We start from the raw sequence: 19,868 nt of genomic DNA, 5'->3' as shown, positions 1-19,868 counted from the left end.
ACGAGGGCCGCATCGCGCGGCCCTCGTTTTTTTATTGCTCGCCGTCGGTCCCCTACTCGCCGTCCTTCCCCGGCTCGCCGTCCGCGCCCTGTCCGCCGTCCGTCCCGCCGCGGGCCTCGCGCGCCGCGCCGGCCTTGCGTTCCAGGAAGCCCAGCGCCTCGTTCAGCTCGCGCGTGCGGGCAAAGGGCGGCAGGCCGCGCCACAGGCGCTTGCCGTAGCTTTTCTCGACCAGGCGCACGTCGCCGACCATCAGCACGCCCCAATCCGACATCGTGCGGATCAGGCGCCCCGCGCCCTGCTTGAGGGCGATCGCCGCTTCCGGCAACTGGTACTCGGCGAAAGGATTGCCGCCGCGCTCGCGGCATTCGCGCAAGCGCGCCTCGATCACCGGATCGTCCGGCGGCGCGAACGGCAGTTTGTCGATGGCCACCAGCGTCAGGATGTCTCCCGGCAGGTCGATGCCTTCCCAGAAACTGGCGCTGCCCACCAGCACCGGATGGGTCAGCGTGCGGAAGCGTTCCAGCAGGTCGCGCCGCGTGCCCTCGCCCTGGCGCAGCAGCGGCCACGCCACGCCGGCGCGGTCGAACTCGTCGGCCAGCAGGCCGGCGAAACGCTCCACCGCGCGCAGGGTCGTGCACAGCACCAGCGCGCCGCCCGGGCTGGCGTGCAGCAAGGGCATCAAGGTCTCGACGAAACGCTCGGCATAGTTGGGCGCCTGCGGCTCGGGCAAGCCCTTGGGCACGAACAACAGCCCCTGCTCCCCGTAGTCGAAGGGGGATTCCCAATGGCCGGTCCGGGCCTCCCGCAGCCCCAGTTGCCGCGTGAAATGGCCGAAGTCGCCATGCACCGACAGCGTGGCCGAGGTCAGTATCCAGGCCTGGCCCGGCTTGCGGAAGCGCGAAAACGCCTGCGCCACGGAGAGCGGCGCGGAGTGCAGCCGCACGTGGTGCAGGCCATGCTCGACCCAGCGCACCGCCGGGCCCGTCCATTCCAGCTTGGCCGGCGGCGCCGGCGCGGCGTCGCGGCGGCCCGCGGACCTGGCCGCGCCCTCCAGCAGTTCCGCGGCAAGCGCCTCCTCGGCGCCCTGGGACATCTCGGTGACGCCGTCCAGCGCCTTCACGGCGTCCTGCGACGCCGCCCAGGCCGCCAGTATCTCGGCGTCGTCGGCCTCCTGCGCGCCCGCGCCGCCCGCCCGCGCGGGCGTCGACCAGCGTTTCAGGCGCACCAGCAGGTCCGCGCCCAGCCGCGCCGCCGCCATCAGGTCGGGATGCTTCTCCGCGACCTGCGTCAATCCCTGCGTCACCGACTTGATGGTGTCCGACAGGGCCGCCAGCGCGGCGTCGAACGCGTCCGCGTCGGGCATGGCCTCGAACGTGGCCTTGCGGCCCGGCATGCGCTCGACGGCGGCACAGGACAGGCGCAGCTCGCGCGCGGCGTGCTCGACCTGGCGGCCGGCTTCGCTCCAGTTGGTGGCCTCGCGCGCATAGGCCAGGCCGGCGGCCTCGGCGGCGCGGCCGAAATCCAGGAACTGATGGGTAGAGACGCTGCTGCCGAGAAAACGGGTGGCGGTATCCGGCAGTTGATGCGCCTCGTCGAAGATGACGGTATCGGCCTCGGGCAGCAGGTCCGTCACGCCCTCCTCGCGCAGCACCAGGTCGGCCATGAACAGCGCGTGGTTGACCACCACCACGTCGGCCTCCTGGGCCTGGCGCCGCGCCTTGACCACGAAGCAGTCGCGGATGCGCGGACACTCCTGGCCCAGGCAGTTTTCCCGGGTGGACGTCACGCGCGACCAGATGTCGGCGTCTTCCGGCACCTGCGCAAGGTCGGCGCGATCGCCGGTCTTGGTGTGGACCGCGAATTTCTGGATGTGGCGCAACTGGCTGACCTCGGCGCGCGACTTCAGCGCGCGCTCGTCGCCGGACAGGCGGTCCAGGTGATAGTGGCAGAGATAATTGCCGCGCCCCTTGAGCAGGGCGGCCGTGATCGGCACCGACAGCGCGGCGCGCACGCGCGGCAGGTCCCGCGCATACAACTGGTCCTGCAGGGTGCGCGTGCCGGTGGAGACCAGCACCTTGCCGCCGCCCAGGAAGGCGGGCACCAGGTAGGCCCAGGTCTTCCCGATGCCGGTGCCCGCCTCGGCCACGAGGGTGTCGCGGCCGGCGATGGCGCTTTCGATGGCCTGCGCCAGCGCCACCTGCGACTCACGCATGCGATAGCCCGGCAGGGCGCGCGCCAGCGGGCCGTCGGCGGCGAAAAAGTCGGTGATTTCCAGGTCCAGCATAGGGAGAGAAGTAAGAAACGGAGCGACCACGGATCGCCGTGGCCGCCAACCGCAATGATACCGTTCCAGCGTGTATCTCGCGGTAAAAAGGGACAAAATCCCCCGCCGCGGGGCGCGGGCCGCCTCGGGCGTGTGGCACAATCCGCCTCTTGCCCACGGGGCGTCCCGGGTGGCAGACCCGCCGGGGACGGCTTTCTCTTTCCCTTTTGTCGTTGTATCGAGATGTCCGAAACTTCCGCTACCACGAGCGCCGGCCAAGCCGGCGTCGACCAAGCCCGCATCATTGCTCAACTGGCTGAAGAACTCGGCGCGCGCGCCGCGCAGATCGCCGCCGCCGTCGAATTGCTCGACGATGGCGCGACCGTGCCCTTCATCGCGCGCTACCGCAAGGAAGCCACCGGCGGCCTGGACGACACCGTCCTGCGTAACCTGGAAGTCCGCCTGGGCTACCTGCGCGAGCTGGAAGAGCGCCGCGCCGCCATCCTCGAATCGGTGGGCCAGCAAGGCAAGCTCACACCCGAACTCGAAACGGAAATCCGCGCCGCCGACACCAAGCAGCGCCTGGAAGACCTTTACGCGCCCTACAAGCCCAAGCGCCGCACGCGCGCCCAGATCGCCCGCGAAGCCGGCCTGGAGCCCCTGGCCGACGCCATCCTGGCCGACGCCGGCTGCGACCCCGCCGCGCTGGCCGCGCAATACCTGAATCCCGAAGCCTCCATCAACGACGCCAAGGCGGCGCTGGACGGCGCGCGCGACATCCTCGCCGAACGCTATGCCGAGGACGCGGACCTGCTGGCCGACATGCGCGACCATCTCTGGAACACCGGCCTGCTGTATTCCAAGATGGCCGAGGGCAAGGAAGCCGAAGGCGCCAACTTCCGCGACTGGTTCGACTTCAACGAGCCGCTGCGCACCTTGCCCTCGCACCGCGTGCTGGCGCTGCTGCGCGGCCGCCAGCAAGGCGTGCTGGAACTGCGCCTGGGCCTGGAGGCCGAACTCGAGGCGCAGACGCCGCACCCCTGCGTGGCGCGCGTCGCCGGCCACCTGAAGCTGGGCAACAACCTGTTCGGCCTGGACGCCACGCCGCGCAACCGCTGGCTGGGCGAGGTCTGCCGCTGGACCTGGCGCGTCAAGCTGCTCACCACCTTCGAAAGCGAATTGGTCGGCCGCCTGCGCGAGGAAGCCGAAGCCGAGGCCATCCGCGTGTTCTCCGCCAACCTGAAGGACCTGCTGCTGGCCGCGCCGGCCGGCCCCAAGACGGTGCTGGGCCTGGACCCCGGCATCCGCACGGGCGTCAAGGTGGCGGTCATCGATTCCACCGGCAAGGTGGTGGACACCGCCACGGTCTATCCCTTCGAGCCGCGCCGCGACCGCGAAGGCTCCATCAAGGTGCTCGCCGCGTTGGCTGCCAAGCACAAGATCGAACTGGTCGCCATCGGCAACGGCACCGCCTCGCGCGAGACCGAGAAGCTGGTCGCGGACCTGTGCACCGCCTACCCCGCCCTGGCCCTGACCCGCGTGGTCGTGTCCGAGGCCGGCGCCTCCGTGTATTCGGCCTCCGAACTCGCGGCCCTGGAATTCCCCGACCTGGACGTCAGCCTGCGCGGCGCGGTCTCCATCGCGCGCCGCCTGCAGGACCCGCTGGCCGAACTGGTGAAGATCGAGCCCAAGGCCATCGGCGTGGGCCAGTACCAGCACGACGTCAACCAGCGCGAGCTGGCCCGTTCGCTGGACGCGGTCATCGAGGATTGCGTGAACGCGGTCGGCGTGGACGTCAACACCGCCTCGGCGCCGCTGCTGACGCGCGTGTCGGGCCTGAATTCCCTGCTGGCCAAGAACATCGTCGCCTGGCGCGACGAAAACGGCGCCTTCCCTTCGCGCGACGCCTTGCGCAAGGTGCCGCGCTTCGGCGACAAGGCCTTTGAACAGGCGGCCGGCTTCCTGCGCATCCAGGGCGGCGAAAACCCGCTGGACGCGTCTTCCGTGCACCCGGAAGCCTATCCGGTGGTCGAGCGCATCCTCGCCCGCATCAAGGCCGACGTGCGCCAGATCATGGGACAACGCGAAGCGCTCAAGGGCGTCTCGCCGTCGGAATTCACCGACGACCGCTTCGGCTTGCCGACGGTGCGCGACATCTTCACCGAACTGGAGAAGCCGGGCCGCGATCCGCGTCCGGAATTCAAGACCGCGCAGTTCAAGGAAGGCGTGGAAACGCTGAACGACCTCCACGAAGGCATGATCCTGGAAGGCGTGGTGACCAACGTCGCCAACTTCGGCGCCTTCGTCGACATCGGCGTGCACCAGGACGGCCTGGTCCACATCTCCGCCCTGTCGGAGAAATTCGTCAAGGATCCGCGCGACGTCGTGCGCGTGGGCCAGACGGTGCAGGTCAAGGTGCTGGAAGTCGACGTGCAGCGCAAGCGCGTGGCGCTGACCATGCGCCTGAACGACACCGCGCAGCCCGCGCGCCGTTCGGCGGGCGCCGAAGGCAACGGCCGCAGCGCCGGCGCGGGCCGTCCGGGCGGCGGCCAGGGCAACCGCGGTGGACGCGGCGGCCAGGACAGCCGCGGCGGCGGCGGTGGCGGCGGCGGCCTGATGAACAGCGCCATGGCGGACGCGTTCGCGAAGCTGAAGCGCTGAGCGAAGCTGAAGCGCCAGGCGCCAGGCAGCGCGGACGGCGAAGCCGGCTCCCTTCACGGGACGCCGGCTTTTTCTTTTCCGATACTTTTCCGGTACAGGAAAACAAAACGGAAGCGACCGAAGACAACGGCCGGCCGGCGCGATCGGCCCTACATTTCCAACCGTCTTGCCGCATATGGCTGTCCCACAACCTCGGAGGACCTAACCATGGTCAAAGACGTGATCGTGAAACTCGGCATCGGGCTGGCGCTGGCGATGGGTTTGATGAACGGCGCGCGGGCCGCGCATGACTACACCCTGGACGTAGGCGTCGACTCGCTTCCCAATACCCACTATTCCATCGTCATCTTTACGCCCCAGGGCAATACGCCCAACAGCAGATGCATGGAAACATGGCAGGTTCCCGCGCAGCCGGAGACGATCACGGAGGATCCGAACGGCAAGAAAAGCTTCCACATGACGATCAGGGACAAGAACAGCGCACCGTGCACCAAGAAGGAAAAGTACAACACCTGGGCGTTCGAGATCCGCAACCAGGCCACCAGTCCGGACACCACCAACCCGTACATGGTCGTCGCCACCGGCACGTTCCAGTTCTACCACGACCACAAGGACGGCTGGCAGACCAAGATCACGGCGGCCAACACCGGCAGCGTGAACAACACGCCGGCCAACAGGACCTTCGTTTCCAGCGCCATGTGCGGCACGTCGTCGACGGCGACGCTGAGCAACTGCCTCGGCACCTTCGTCAAGGGCGACAGCGCGGCGGACTACATCAGGATCCGCATCGCGTATCCGGCGCCCGCGCCGAAGACGGGCGCGGCGGCCGCGGCGAAAGCCAGGAAATGACCGGAGCCGGAGCCGCGCTCAGATTTCCCAGGGCGGCGTGGTGTTGAACGTCACCGGCGCGGGCAGCAGGAAGCGGGCGATCAGGTCCGCGTGCTCCCGCGCCGTGACCAGCGCCGGCACGTCTTCCGGCCTGGCCCGGGGACCGCGCTGGATGGAAGACGGGAAAGGCTCGCGCGCGGCGGCGCCCATCAACAGCATGCCGGCCTGTGGCGGCAACAGGGGCGCCAGGCGCGAGATGTCGGCGCGCACGCATTGGGCCGCCGTATCGATGTCGAAATCGTCGGTCAGGTGACTGAGGTCGCGCAGGGTGTCCAGCAACTGCGCGCAGACGAAATCCTCGAAACCGCCATAGCGCATTTCGCTGTCGTCCTGGTCGTGCAGCACCACGCCGCAACCGCCGCGGCCGTCGGCCAGGCGGATCAGCGCATACACGTCGCCGGCGCCGGACATGGCGAAAGGCAGGAAGGCATTGCCGCCCTGGCTGGACGGCACCAGCCATTCCTCGCACAAGGTGCGCGCCTCGTCCAGGCCCATCCATTCGAAATCGTAGGTGCTGGCCAAGGCCGGCGGACGGCTTTGCAGAATGGCGCCGTAGTTGTCGCGATAATCGTCCGGATAGCACGCCAGGCCCCGTTCGACGCATTGCGCCAGGACGGGCGACAGCGGCACGCCAAGGGCGTCGGCCAGCTCCTGGAAGCCGGCCAGGTCCCGCAAACCGCTCATCGGCGACGTCCTCAATCGGCCTTGAGACTGGCCAGCGCGGCGCGCGCGCTTTCGATCGCGGCGTCCACGGTTCCCGCGGCAAGCGCCACGGCATTGCGCGCGACCGTCTCGCCGTCCAGCAGCACGGCGTAGCCGGCGCCGTCCCCCGCTGGCCCGGGGCCGGAAACGAACTGCACATCCTCGCCTTGCAAGCGCTTCATCACGCCGCCGGCTTCCTTGGGATCGGCATACGCGGCCGACAGCAGCAGCGCCTCGCCTTCGGCCGAGACCAGGCGGAAGCGGAAGCGGCCGTCCTCGTCCCGGAAGCTGACGAAGCGGGCCCGCTTGGCGGCGGCCTTCTTGCCCGCCCCCTTGCCTGCCGCGCCGGCGCGCAGCGTGCGCAGGCCCACGGCCTCGCGCACGCGCTCCATCAGGGGCGTCGCCAGCTTGCGCGCCTTGGCGGCGCCGGCCTGGAGGATGTCCTCGATATCGTCGGGCCTGGCCATCAGTTCGTCGTAGCGGTCGCGCTTGTCGGCCAGTTCGCGTTCCAGGCGGTCGCACAGGGCCTGCTTGGCCTCGCCCCAGCCCATGCCCGCCAGCAGCGCGGCGCGGAACTCGGCCGATTCCTCATGCGTGGCGAAGGCGCGGAACAGCGTGAAGAGATGGCTGTCGTCCGGATCCTTGGCCTCGCCCGGCTGGCGCGAATCGGTGACGATGCGCATCACTGCCGCGCGCAGCGCCGCCGCGCCGCCCTCGAACAGCGGAATGGTGTTGTTGTAGCTCTTGGACATCTTGCGGCCGTCCAGGCCCGGCAAGGTCGCCACTTCCTCGGCGATCACCACTTCCGGCAGCACGAAGTAATCGCCCTTGTAGGTGTGGTTGAAGCGCTGGGCGATATCGCGCGCCATCTCCAGATGCTGGATCTGGTCGCGGCCCACCGGCACCTTGTTGGCGTTGAACATCAGGATGTCCGCGGCCATCAGCACGGGGTAGGAGAACAGGCCCATGGTGACGCCGTCGTCGGGCTCCACGCCCTTCTCCGTATTCAGGTCCACCGACGCCTTGTAGGCGTGGGCCCGGTTCATCAGGCCCTTGGGCGTGACGCAGGTGAGTATCCAGCTCAGTTCCGGGATCTCGGGAATGTCGGACTGGCGGTAGAACGTCACGCGCTCCGGATCCAGCCCCGCGGCCAGCCAGGTGGCGGCGATTTCCAGGCGCGAACGGGAGACGCGCACCGGATCGTCGGCCTTGATCAGCGCATGGTAGTCCGCCAGGAAGTAGAACGCGTCGACCCCGGGCGAGGCACTGGCCTCGATCGCCGGGCGCAGCGCGCCGGCATAGTTGCCAAGGTGGGGAGTACCGGTGGTGGTGATGCCGGTGAGGACGCGGGTGTTCATGACGGCGGTTCGCGAAGAAAGCGGGAAAGCACGTAGTTTAACGTGTCGCCCCCGCGTCTCCGCTCCCGCCGCGGCCCGCGACGCAGCCTACAGCGCCACCGTATCGCGCCGGCTGGACTCCAGGTATTCCTTCGACTGCATTTCCAGGATGCGCGACACCGTGCGGTGGAACTCGTTGGACAGCGGGCCTTCGGTATAGATCTCTTCCGGCTCCACTTCCGCCGACATGATCAGCTTGACGCGGTGGTCGTAGAACACGTCGATCAGCCAGGTGAAGCGGCGCGCCTCGGACGCATGGCGCGGCGCCATCTTGGGCACGCCCGACAGGATCACGGCCTGGAAGCGGCTGGCCAGCTCCAGGTAGTCGTTCTGCGAGCGCGGGCCGCCGCAGAGCGTGGCGAAATCGAACCACACCACGCTGCCGGCCAGGGCCACGCAGCGGATCTCGCGGTGCTCGATGTGCAGCACCGGCTCCTCGCGCGGGCGGTCGGCCAGGCTGTCGAAGGCCGCCGCCAGCGCCTGCTCGGCCGCCTTGTCCAGCGGGCAGTGGTAGGACTTGACCTGTTCCAGCGTGCGGCGCCGGTAGTCGATGCCGGCATCGACGTTGAGGATGTCCATGCGCGCCTCGATCAGCTCGATGGCCGGCAGGATGCGCTCGCGATACAGCGCGTCGGGATACAGCTTGTTCGGCTCGTAGTTCGACGTCATGACGAAGGACACGCCGTACTCGAACAGCTTGAGCAGCAGGCGGTGCAGGATCATGGCGTCGGCCACGTCCGAGACGTGGAATTCGTCGAAGCAGATCAGCCGGTAGCGCTTGGACACCCGCCGCGCCACTTCGTCCAGCGGATCGGCCATGCCCTTCACTTCCTGCATCTCGCGATGCACGCTGCGCATGAATTCGTGGAAGTGCACGCGCGTCTTGCGCACCACCGGCACGGTCGCGTAGAAGGCGTCCATCAGGAAGCTCTTGCCGCGCCCCACCCCGCCCCACAGGTAGACGCCGCGCGGCACCTCGGGACGATTGAGCAGCTTTTTCAGCGCGCTGGACCGCATGGCCTTGAAGGACACCCAGTCGTCGTAATACTTCTGCAGCCGGTCGACCGCCTGCTGCTGGGCCGCGTCGGGCCGGTAGCCGCGCTCGGACAGCGCCTTCTGGTAGTACTCGCGTACGTTCATGGAAGTCATGAGCCGGCCAGGCGGCCCATCGTCGTCACAAAAGAAAAGGGAGCGAGCCTTGCCAACCCGCTCCCTGGATGCCCGGGCAGGGCCCGGGAGCGCGCGCCTTAGAAATTCAAGGTGCGCTTGTCGACCGCCAGCGCGGCTTCCTTGACGGCTTCGGACAGCGTCGGGTGCGCATGGCAGATGCGCGCGATGTCCTCGGCGGCGCCGCGGAATTCCATGATGGTCACGGCTTCGGAGATCAGTTCCGAGGCCATCGGGCCGATGATGTGCACGCCCAGGACCTCGTCGGTCTTGGCGTCGGCGATCACCTTGGCGAAGCCGGTGGTGTCGCCCAGGGCGCGCGCGCGGCCGTTGGCCAGGAAGGGGAAGCTGCCGGCCTTGTACTCGCGGCCTTCGGCCTTGAGCTGCTGCTCGGTCTTGCCCACCCAGGCGATCTCGGGCGAGGTGTAGATGACCCACGGCACGGTGGCGAAGTTGACGTGGCCGTGCTGGCCGGCGATGCGCTCGGCCACCGCCACGCCTTCTTCCTCGGCCTTGTGCGCCAGCATGGGGCCGCGCACCACGTCGCCGATGGCCCAGACGTTGGGCAGGTTGGTCTTGCACTCGTCGTCGACGGCGATGAAGCCGCGTTCGTCCAGGTTCAGGCCCACCGCGTCGGCCTTCAGGCCGTCGGTGTAGGGCACGCGGCCGATCGAGACGATCAGCTTGTCCACGGCCAGCTTCTGCTCGGCGCCCTTGGCGTCGGTGTAGGTCAGGTTCACGCCCTTGGCGGTCGCCTTGGTCTCGGTGATCTTCACGCCGGTCTGGATGTTCAGGCCCTGCTTGGCGAAGACCTTCAGCGCTTCCTTGGCGACCTGCTGGTCGGCGGCCATGAGGAACTCCGGCAGCGCTTCCAGGACGGTCACTTCGGCGCCCAGGCGGCGCCACACGCTGCCCATTTCCAGGCCGATCACGCCGGCGCCGATCACGCCCAGCTTCTTCGGCGTGGCGCCGATGGCCAGCGCGCCGTCGTTCGACAGCACGACCTTCTCGTCGAAGGGCAGGCCCGGCAGCGCGCGCGGCGCCGAGCCGGTGGCCACGACGATGTGCTTGCCGACCAGGTCTTCCGAGGTCGGGCCGGTCACCTTGATGGCATAGCCGCCGTCGGCCTTGCCGGCGAACTCGCCCTTGCCGTGGAAGAAGGAGATCTTGTTCTTCTTGAACAGGTACAGGATGCCGTCGTTGTTCTGTTTGACCACGCCGTTCTTGCGGCCGATCATCTTCTCGACGTTGACGGTGGCGCCCTTGGCTTCGATGCCGTGCTCGGCGAAGTGGTGGTTCAGTTGCTCGAAGTGCTCGGACGATTGCAGCAGCGCCTTGGACGGGATGCAGCCCACGTTGGTGCAGGTGCCGCCGGGGGCGGGGCCGCCCTGGGCGTTCTGCCAGGCGTCGATGCAGGCCACCGACATGCCCAGTTGGGCCGCGCGGATGGCGGCGATGTAGCCGCCGGGGCCCGCGCCGATGACGATGACGTCGAATTGTTTGGACATGGTGTTCTCGCTAGAGGGGGCGGACGGCGGAAGCAACACGCCGCGCCCGGGTGGAAGAAGGCGCCGGCTGGCCGGCACGCGGGGGGCGAGCGCATGCGCATGCGCCGCGCGGCGTGCCGGCCGGCGGCCGGTCGTCCGGCCGCCGGCGTGGTGCTTACAGTTCCAGCAGCAGGCGCTGCGGATCTTCCAGCGCTTCCTTCATGGCGACCAGGCCCAGCACGGCTTCGCGGCCATCGATGATGCGGTGGTCGTAGGACATGGCCAGGTAGTTGATCGGACGGATCACGATCTGGCCGTTCTCCACCACCGGACGCTCCTTGGTGGCGTGGATGCCCAGGATGGCGGCTTGCGGCGGGTTGATGATCGGGGTCGACAGCATCGAGCCGAACACGCCGCCGTTGGAGATGGAGAACGTACCGCCGGTCATTTCCTCGATGCCCAGCTTGCCGTCGGCGGCGCGGCGGCCGAAGTCGGCGATGCACTTCTCGATTTCAGCGATGGAGAGCTGGTCGGCGTTGCGCAGGATGGGCACCACCAAGCCGCGCGGGCTGCCCACGGCGATGCCGATGTCGAAGTAGCCGTGGTAGATCACGTCCTTGCCGTCGACCGAGGCGTTCAGGATCGGGTACTTCTTCAGCGCCGCGACGGCGGCCTTGACGAAGAAGGACATGAAGCCCAGCTTCACGCCGTGTTCCTTCTCGAACTTTTCCTTGTAGGTGTTGCGCAGGTCGATGACCGCCTTCATGTTGACTTCGTTGAACGTCGTCAGGATGGCGTTTTCCGACTGCGACTGCAGCAGGCGCTCGGCGATGCGGGCGCGCAGGCGGCTCATGGGCACGCGCTGCTCCGGACGGCCGTCCAGCGACAGCGTCGGCGCGGGCGCGGCGGCGGCGGGGGCCTTGGCGCCGCCGGCGCTGGCTTCCAGGGCGTCGCCCTTGGTGATGCGGCCGCCACGGCCGGAACCGGCCACGTCGGCGGGCGACACGCCCTTGTCGGCCAGGATCTTGGCGGCGGCGGGCGAAGCGACCGGGGCCGAGGCCGAGGCGGCCGGGGCGGCGGCGGGCGCGGCGGCCGGCGCGGCGGCGGCGGCCTTGGGCGCTTCGGCGGCGGGCGCCGTGGCCGGGGCGGCGGCGGCCTTGGCGGCGGTGTCGATGCGGGCGATGAGCTGGCCCGAGGTCACGGTGGCGCCGTCGGGTTCGACGATCTCGGCCAACACGCCGCTGGCGGGCGCCGGCACTTCCAGCACGACCTTGTCGGTTTCCACTTCGATCAGGATTTCGTCCGCTTCCACGGCGGCGCCGGGCTGCTTCTTCCAGGTCAGCAGCGACGCTTCGGAGACCGATTCGGACAACTGGGGAACGACAACTTCAGTAATAGCCATTTTTTTATATCCGTATATTTGAATGTTCGTGACGTGGGGCGCCCGCCGCGGGCGCCCCTGCGCGCGTCAAGCGCTTACTTGGTCAGCATGAAGCCCTTGTACTTCGGGGCCAGCGCCTGTTCGACCAGCGCCTTCTGCTGCTCCTGGTGCTTGGCCATGTAGCCCACCGCCGGCGAGGCCGAGGCGGGACGGCCGGCATATGCCAGCTTCTGCCCTTCACTCATGTTTTCGTACAGATGATGCTGCACGTAGAACCACGGGCCCTGGTTCTGCGGCTCGTCCTGCACCCAGATCACTTCCGTGGCCTTGGGATACTTGCGCAGTTCGGTTTCGAAGGCCTTGTGCGCGAACGGGTACAGTTGTTCGACGCGCACGATCGCGACGTTGTCCAGCTCGCGGTCCTTGCGGCCGTGGACCAGGTCGTAGTAGACCTTGCCCGAGCAAGCCAGCACGCGCTTGACCGAATTGGGCTTGATCGAGTCGTCCAGCTCGCCGATCACCGGCTTGAAGCTGCTGCCGGCCAGTTCGGTCAGGGGCGAACCCGCGTCCTTGTTGCGCAGCAGCGACTTCGGCGTGAGGATGACCAGCGGCTTGCGGAAGGGCCGGATCATCTGGCGGCGCAGCAGGTGGAAGATCTGCGCGGCGGTGGTGGGCTGCACCACTTGCATGTTGTTGTCGGCGCACAGTTGCAGGAAGCGCTCGATGCGGGCCGACGAGTGTTCCGGGCCCTGGCCTTCGTAGCCGTGCGGCAGCATCATGGTCAGGCCGGACTGGCGGCCCCACTTGGCTTCGCCGGCGCTGATGAACTGGTCGATCACGACCTGGGCGCCGTTGACGAAGTCGCCGAACTGCGCTTCCCAGATGGTCAGCGTATTGGGCTCGGCGCTGGAGTAGCCGTATTCGAAGCCCAGCACCGCCTCTTCGGACAGCACGGAGTCGATCACGGTGAAAGGCGCCTGGCCTTCGGACACGTTCTGCAGCGGGATGTAGGTGCCGTCGTTCCAGCGCTCGCGGTTCTGGTCGTGCAGCACGGCGTGGCGGTGCGTGAACGTGCCGCGGCCCGAATCCTGGCCGGTGATGCGGATGGCGTAGCCGGAGGCCACCAGGGTGGCGAAGGCCAGGTGCTCGCCCATGCCCCAGTCCAGGTTCAGGGTGCCCTGCGCCATGGCGCGGCGGTCGTTCAGCAGCTTGGCGACCAGCGGATGCGGCGTGAAGCCTTCGGGAAGGGTGGTGATGCGCTCGCCGATGCGCTTGAGCTCGGCCAGCGGCACCGCGGTGTCGGCCTGGTCGGTCCACTTGGCGCCCATGAAGGGCGACCAGTCGATGGCGTACTTGCTCTTGTAGTCGGTCAGCACCGGCTCGATGGTGCGATGGCCGTCTTCCATCAACTGGCGATAGTCCTTGACCAGTTGCTCGGCATCGCCCTCGGCCAGCACGCCCTGGGCCAGCAGCTTGTCGGCGTAGACCTTGCGGGTGCCGGGGTGGTGGCCGATGCGCTTGTACATCAGGGGCTGCGTCAGCGAGGGGGTGTCCTGCTCGTTGTGGCCCAGCTTGCGGAAGCAGACGATGTCGACCACGACGTCGTGGTGGAACTGGGCGCGATAGTCCAGCGCCAGGCGGGTGACGAACACCACGGCTTCGGGATCGTCGCCGTTGACGTGGAAGACCGGCGCTTCGATCATCTTGACCACGTCGGTGCAATACAGCGTCGAGCGCGAATCGCGCGGGTCGGAGGTGGTGAAGCCGATCTGGTTGTTGATGACCAGGTGCAGCGTGCCGCCCGTGCCGTAGCCGCGGGTCTGCGCCAGGTTCAGGGTTTCCATGACCACGCCCTGGCCGGCGAAGGCGGCGTCGCCGTGCACCAGCACCGGCAGGACCTGCTTGCCCTGATGGTCGCCGCGGCGTTCCTGGCGCGCGCGGACGCTGCCTTCCACCACCGGGTTGACGATTTCCAGGTGCGAGGGGTTGAACGCGAGCGACAGGTGCACCGGACCGCCACGGGTCGAGAGGTCGCTGGAGAAGCCGTTGTGGTACTTCACGTCGCCGTCGGTCAGGCCTTCGGCGTGCTTGCCCTCGAACTCCGCGAAGAGGTCGCCGGGCATCTTGCCCATGATGTTGACCAGCATGTTCAGGCGGCCGCGGTGGGCCATGCCGACCACGATTTCCTGCACGCCGTTTTCGCCGGCGTGGTTGACCACTTCGTCCATGGAGGCGATGAAGCTTTCGCCGCCCTCCAGCGAAAAGCGCTTCTGACCCACGTATTTCGTGTGCAAGAAGCGCTCGAGACCTTCGGATTCGGTCAACTGCTGCAGGATATGCCGCTTATGCTCCGGCGTCACGGCCGGCGCGCTGAGCGTCGACTCCAGGCGTTCCTGGATCCAGCGCTTCTGGACCGGATCGGAGATATGCGAGAACTCGGCGCCGATAGTGCGACAGTAGGTATCGCGCAAGGCCTTCAGGATGTCGCGCAGCGTCATCGTGCTGGCGGTCGTGAAGTAGGTGTTGGTGGCGGAGTAGACCTGGTCCAGGTCGGCTTCCGTCAAGCCGTAGAAGGCCGGATCGAGCTCGGGGATGGCCGGGCGTTCCTGGCGCTTGAGGGGATCGAGGTCGGCGTAGCGCGAACCCAGGGTGCGGTAGGCCGCGATCAGCGACTGCACCGAGACCTGCTTGGAAGCGACCGACAGGTCCGGCTCCTGGCCGCGGTGCACGAAGGCATTGGCCTTGGCGCGCTGGGCGAAGGATTCGATGATGGGAGCGTGGGCGCGATCGCGGGTGGTTTCCTGTCCGTCCGTCGCGGGCTGGTGCTGGAGCTGGTCGAAGTAGCTACGCCAGTTGTCGGAAACCGCCGCCGGATTGTCGAGGTAGGCTTCGTAGAGCTCCTCGACGTAGGGAGCGTTGCTCCCGAACAGATATGAGTTGGATCTGGATTCTTTCTCAGTCGACATGTGTTGCTTCACCTTGCCGGGTGCTTCACCCGTTGCGATGCAGGAAAACCTTCCGCGACACGGCTTCACCGATTAGCGGATAGCGGGGCAGAAGGCACGTACAAGCCTCAAAAGCCTATTCGGCGGAGTATAGCGCTTTGAGGGAAGCAGGGGCTGAACGGTTCCCGAATCGGATCTTTAAATTTACGTGAACCGACTTGGCGCTGCGCTCGATACAACGGTCTACGGCCCTTTTCCACCCCCGGCGCCCCGGCCTCCGGCGGGGTTTCGCCGTTCAGGGCGAGGTCAGCAGGTGGCGCGCGTAGAGCCCCAGCACCAGCACGAAAACCGCCAGTCCCAGCCATTGCGCCGCGCCCTCGAAAGCCGGGCCGGCCAGGGCCAGCGGCGCGGCGTGCCCGCTGAAGCCGATGACCGCGGCCAGGGCCACGCCGACCAGGCTCTCGCCCACGATCAGGCCGCAAGCCAGCAGCGTGCCCCGCCGCTCGGCGCGCCGGACGCGGCCGGCCCCTCCCCCGTCCGCTCCCGCAGCTCCCGCAGCTCCCGCCGCGGCTGCCCGGCGCCGCAGCGCCCGGCCCACGGCCCAGGACAGCAGCGCCCCGACCACCAGCGGCGCCGTGGCCGTGGGCGGCAGATACGCGCCGATGCCGACCGCCAGCACCGGCAGCCGCGCCGCCGGCGACGTCCGCTTCAGGACTTGGTCGACGACGATCAGGGCCGCCCCGATGGCGACGCCCGTGAGGATCATGGTCCAGTTCAGGCGGTGCGTAATGATGCCCTGGGCGATCGCCAGCATCAGCGTCGCCTGCGGCGCGGCCAGCGCCTGGTCCGGGTCCATGCCCGGGCGCGGCAGCGCGCCGGTGAAGCCGTATGCCTCGTACAGCAGGTTCAGCACCGGGGCGACCACCGCGGCGCCGACCGCGCAGCCGATCAACAGCGCCACCTGCTGGCGCCAGGGCGTGGCGCCCACCAGCCAGCCCGTCTTCAGGTCCTGCAGGTTGTCGTTGGAGATCGCCGCCACCGCGACGATGGCCGCGGTGGTGAACAGCGCCAGGGCCACCGCCAGGCGCGCCCCGCCCGCTCCCGTTTCGGCGCCGACCGCCAGCAGCAGGGCCGAGACCAGCACCATGGCGACGATGCCGACGCCGGAGATCGGGCTGGTCGATGAACCCACCAGGCCGGCCATGTAGCCGCAGGCGGCCGCCACCAGGAAACCGAACACGGCGGCGAAGGCCACGGCGCAGGCCGCCAGCACGCCGGCGCCGCGCACGTCCTGGGGCGCGCCAGCCAGGAACGCGGCGCAGGTGGCGGCCAGCGCGGCCACCAGCAGCAGCGCCAGCGCGCCGATCCAGCGCGGCGGCAGGTCCTGCTCGGTGCGGGGCGCCGGCGCGCGCTGGCCGGCCGTTCCCGCCCCGGCCGCGCCCAGGGGGCCGCCGGCCATGCCCGCGAAGGAAGCTTTCAACCCGCGCGCGATGGGCCCGGCCAGCGTGACCAGCGTCCATACCGCCCCGACCGCGATGATGCCGGCGCCGATGAACCGCACCTGCGCCGCGGCCGCCGCCGCCGTGGCCTGGGGCGTCGCCGCGGCCGCCACGGCCTGCGTCCCGGTCAGCAGGGGCACCGCGACGCCCCAGGCGATGACCAGCCCCAGCAGCATGGCCACCCCGGCCCCGATGCCGACCAGATAGCCGGCCCCCACCAGCGCCAGCGAAAAGCCCATGGGCAGGCGAAAGACCGCCGCGCCCGCGCTGAACCACAGGCTCAGCCCCTCGCCCAGCACTTTCAATCCGCCGGTCGAGAAACTGACCAGCCCCGCCACCAGGCCGCCCGCGGCGATGTCCCCCAGGCCGCTGCCGCCGCTGCCGTCGGCGCTGCCCTCCGCCGGTGCGGCCCCGGCGCGCAGGATCTCGGCGGCCGCCACGCCTTCCGGATAAGGCAGATTGCTCTGCACCACCATCACCCGCCGCAAGGGAATCGTGAAAAGCACGCCCAGCATGCCGCCGGCGGCGCACAAGGCCAGGGTCAGCCAGAAAGGAAAGCCCTGCCACCACCCCATCATCACCAGGGCCGGCAGCACGAATATCACCGACGACAAGGTGCCGGCCGCCGACGCCTGGGTCTGCACCATATTGTTTTCCAGCACGTTGGCGCCGGGCAGCAGCCGCAGCGCCGCCATGGAAATCACGGCGGCCGGGATGGAGGAGGAAAAGGTCAAGCCCACCTTGAGGCCGAGGAACACGTTGGCCGCGGTAAACACCACCGTGATCAGCGCGCCCAGCAGCACGCCGCGCACGGTGAGCTCGGGCAGACGGCGATCGGACGAATGGCCGAGGGGCGCGGCGGAAGGCGGACTCGCGGAAGGACTTACGGACGACGGACTCGGGGACTTTCGATTCATCACGGTCGATCCTCTCCACTTATGGCTACGACAATGGCCACGGCAGCGGCCACAACAACGGCCACGGCATGCCGGACATGATGCGCGCCTTTCCGCGCCCCGCTCGTTTTTGTGGCGCTGCATCATGCATCTTGCGCTGTTTTGCGAGATAGTCGCGGTGACCGGCGACGGCAATAAGCGCTATTCTTGCCGTCTTCCGGATTTCAATTCCCGGCCCCGCCGCCCATTTTTTCGCATCGTTAAAGGCAGTATGCAATGGATGACAACCTGACCAAACTGGCGTTGGACTATCACCAGTATCCGACGCCCGGCAAGATTTCGGTCACGCCGACCAAGACCCTGGCCACGCAGGACGACCTGTCCCTGGCCTATTCTCCCGGCGTGGCCGCCGCCTGCATGGCCATTCATGCGGAAGGCGACGATGCCGCTTCCAAGTACACCTCGCGCGGCAACCTGGTGGGCGTGATCACCAACGGCACCGCGGTACTGGGCCTGGGCAACATCGGCCCGCTGGCCGCCAAGCCCGTGATGGAAGGCAAGGGCTGCCTGTTCAAGAAGTTCGCCGGCATCGACGTGTTCGACATCGAGCTGGCCGAGACCGATCCCGACAAGCTGGTCGAGATCATCGCGGCGCTGGAGCCCACGCTGGGCGGCGTCAACCTGGAAGACATCAAGGCGCCGGAGTGCTTCTACATCGAGAAGAAGCTGCGCGAGCGCATGAAGATCCCGGTCTTCCATGACGACCAGCACGGCACCGCCATCATCTCCTCGGCCGCCATCATCAACGGCCTGAAAGTGGTCGGCAAGAAGATCGAGAACGTCAAGCTGGTGTGCTCGGGCGCCGGCGCCGCCGCCATCGCCTGCCTGGACCTGCTGGTGCACCTGGGCGTGCGCCGTGAAAACATCTACGTCACGGACTCGCGCGGCGTGATCTGGGTCGGCCGCGACGCCGAGATGGAGCCCAACAAGCTGCGCTACGCGCAGAAGACCGAGGCGCGCACCCTGGCCGACATCGTCAAGGACGCCGACGTCTTCCTGGGTTGCTCGACCGCGGGCGTGCTGACCGGCGACATGGTCAAGACCATGGCCGACAAGCCGCTGATCCTGGCGCTGGCCAACCCCGAGCCGGAAATCCGTCCGGAAATCGCCAAGGCCGCGCGCCCCGACTGCATCATCGCCACCGGCCGCTCGGACTATCCGAACCAGGTCAACAACGTGCTGTGCTTCCCCTTCATCTTCCGCGGCGCCATGGATGCCGGCGCCACCCGCATCACGGAAGAAATGAAGCTGGCTTGCGTGAAGGCGATCGCCGAGCTGACCGAGGCCGAGCAGAACGACGAAGTGGCCCGCGCCTATCCGGGCCAGGACCTGGCCTTCGGTCCCGAGTACATCATTCCCAAGCCTTTCGATCCGCGCCTGATCGTGCAGATCGCGCCGGCCGTGGCCCAGGCCGCCGCCGACTCCGGCGTCGCCACGCGTCCCATCAAGGACATCGAGGCCTACCGCCAGAAGCTGATGGGCTTCGTCTACCACTCGGGCCAGTTGATGCGCCCGCTGTTCCAGCAGGCCAAGCAGGCGCCCAAGCGCGTCATCTACGCCGACGGCGAAGACGAGCGCGTGCTGCGCGCGGTGCAGACCGTGGTCGACGAAAAGCTGGCCCAGCCCATCCTGATCGGCCGCCCCGCGGTCATCCAGATGCGCATCGAGAAGTTCGGCCTGCGCCTGGCCGCCGGCAAGAATGTCCAGATCGTCGATCCGGAAGACGACGACCGCTTCAACGAAACCTGGAATGCCTACTTCCAGATGCGCGGCCGCCAGGGCGTGACGCCGACCATCGCCAAGGCGATGGTGCGCAAGCACAACACGCTGATCGGCGCCATGCTGCTGCGCCGGGGCGACGCCGACGCGCTGCTGTGCGGCGTGGGCAGCCGCTACGACAACCAGTTGAAGTACATCGACGACGTCATCGGCCGCAAGGAAGGCGCCTCGACGTACGCCGCGCTGAACGTGCTGATGCTGCCCGACCAGACCCTGTTCGTCGCCGACACCCACGTCAACGAGAACCCGGACGCCGAGCAGATCGCCGACATCACCGTGCAGGCCGCCGACGAAATGCTGCGCTTCGGCATGGTGCCCAAGATCGCCCTGCTCTCGCACTCGAACTTCGGCAGCCGTCCGACCGAGTCGTCGAACAAGATGGCCAAGGCCCGCGAGCTGGTGGAACAGCGCGCGCCCGACCTGGAAGTCGACGGCGAAATGCACGCCGACGCCGCGCTGTCGGACAAGATCCGCGCCGTTTCCTATCCGGACAGCAAGCTCAAGGGTCCGGCCAACCTGCTGATCATGCCCAACCTGGACACCGGCAACATCACGTACAACATGCTGAAGATGACCGGCAGCAACGGCGTCGCGATGGGTCCCATCCTCCTGGGCGCGGCCCGTCCCGTGCACATCCTGACGAACAGCGCCACCGTGCGCCGCATCGTCAACATGACGGCGCTGGCCGTCGTGGACGCGCAGCAGGAAGCGACGCAGCGCCGCCGTTGATGTGCCGCCGTTGA

At 68.2% G+C, this 19,868-nt stretch carries 12 protein-coding genes; 3 read left to right on the top strand and 9 right to left on the bottom strand.

Going from position 1 to position 19,868, the window contains the following annotated elements:
* Nucleotides 1–52: 52 nt before the first annotated feature.
* Nucleotides 53–2,284 carry an ATP-dependent DNA helicase gene (locus CAL29_RS08665; protein WP_094852468.1) on the bottom strand — a complete coding sequence of 744 codons (2,232 nt, stop codon included), beginning with the start codon at nt 2,282–2,284 and terminating at the stop codon, nt 53–55.
* A 222-nt stretch (nt 2,285–2,506) separates the two neighbouring features.
* Here CAL29_RS08665 and tex point away from each other — a divergent pair, with 222 nt between their 5' ends.
* Together tex and CAL29_RS08655 are read left to right on the top strand one after the other, a co-directional pair.
* Nucleotides 2,507–4,924 (top strand): RNA-binding transcriptional accessory protein Tex, encoded by a 2,418-nt coding sequence (tex, locus tag CAL29_RS08660; protein ID WP_094852467.1) that lies wholly within the window; start codon nt 2,507–2,509, stop codon nt 4,922–4,924.
* 207 nt (nt 4,925–5,131) lie between these two features.
* Nucleotides 5,132–5,773, top strand: coding sequence for a hypothetical protein (locus CAL29_RS08655; protein WP_094852466.1), 642 nt, complete (start codon nt 5,132–5,134; stop codon nt 5,771–5,773).
* 18 nt (nt 5,774–5,791) lie between these two features.
* On the opposite strand, the gene CAL29_RS08650 is transcribed toward CAL29_RS08655, so the two are convergent.
* From CAL29_RS08650 to CAL29_RS31280, 8 genes are all read right to left on the bottom strand, one after another.
* Nucleotides 5,792–6,496 carry an SMI1/KNR4 family protein gene (locus tag CAL29_RS08650; protein WP_094852465.1) on the bottom strand — a complete coding sequence of 235 codons (705 nt, stop codon included), beginning with the start codon at nt 6,494–6,496 and terminating at the stop codon, nt 5,792–5,794.
* Between the two features lie 11 nt (nt 6,497–6,507).
* A complete protein-coding gene (locus tag CAL29_RS08645) occupies nt 6,508–7,872 on the bottom strand; it encodes a tryptophan--tRNA ligase (protein ID WP_094852464.1) in 1,365 nt (454 codons plus the stop codon).
* A gap of 87 nt (nt 7,873–7,959) precedes the next feature.
* Nucleotides 7,960–9,051 carry a cell division protein ZapE gene (gene zapE, locus CAL29_RS08640; RefSeq protein WP_094852807.1) on the bottom strand — a complete coding sequence of 364 codons (1,092 nt, stop codon included), beginning with the start codon at nt 9,049–9,051 and terminating at the stop codon, nt 7,960–7,962.
* A 107-nt stretch (nt 9,052–9,158) separates the two neighbouring features.
* A complete protein-coding gene (gene lpdA, locus CAL29_RS08635; protein ID WP_094852463.1) occupies nt 9,159–10,586 on the bottom strand; it encodes a dihydrolipoyl dehydrogenase in 1,428 nt (475 codons plus the stop codon).
* Between the two features lie 154 nt (nt 10,587–10,740).
* Complete coding sequence (gene odhB, locus CAL29_RS08630; protein ID WP_094852462.1) at nt 10,741–11,967, bottom strand: 2-oxoglutarate dehydrogenase complex dihydrolipoyllysine-residue succinyltransferase; 1,227 nt, start codon at nt 11,965–11,967, stop codon at nt 10,741–10,743.
* 74 nt (nt 11,968–12,041) lie between these two features.
* Nucleotides 12,042–14,912, bottom strand: a complete 2,871-nt coding sequence (locus CAL29_RS08625; protein ID WP_094852461.1) for a 2-oxoglutarate dehydrogenase E1 component — start codon at nt 14,910–14,912, stop codon at nt 12,042–12,044.
* Between the two features lie 274 nt (nt 14,913–15,186).
* Nucleotides 15,187–17,307 (bottom strand): OPT family oligopeptide transporter, encoded by a 2,121-nt coding sequence (locus tag CAL29_RS08620; RefSeq protein ID WP_094852460.1) that lies wholly within the window; start codon nt 17,305–17,307, stop codon nt 15,187–15,189.
* A 25-nt stretch (nt 17,308–17,332) separates the two neighbouring features.
* Complete coding sequence (locus CAL29_RS31280) at nt 17,333–17,563, bottom strand: hypothetical protein (RefSeq protein WP_143277638.1); 231 nt, start codon at nt 17,561–17,563, stop codon at nt 17,333–17,335.
* Between CAL29_RS31280 and CAL29_RS08615 the strand changes: the two genes are divergently transcribed.
* Nucleotides 17,563–19,854 carry an NADP-dependent malic enzyme gene (locus CAL29_RS08615; protein ID WP_094852459.1) on the top strand — a complete coding sequence of 764 codons (2,292 nt, stop codon included), beginning with the start codon at nt 17,563–17,565 and terminating at the stop codon, nt 19,852–19,854. The two genes, CAL29_RS31280 and CAL29_RS08615, sit on opposite strands and share 1 nt — an antisense overlap.
* Nucleotides 19,855–19,868: the final 14 nt, after the last annotated feature.

It is taken from the genome of Bordetella genomosp. 10 (assembly GCF_002261225.1).
Classification (GTDB): Bacteria; Pseudomonadota; Gammaproteobacteria; order Burkholderiales; family Burkholderiaceae_B; genus Bordetella_C.
Note: the sequence above shows the minus strand (reverse complement) of the source record. Positions and strands in the feature narration are given on the sequence as shown.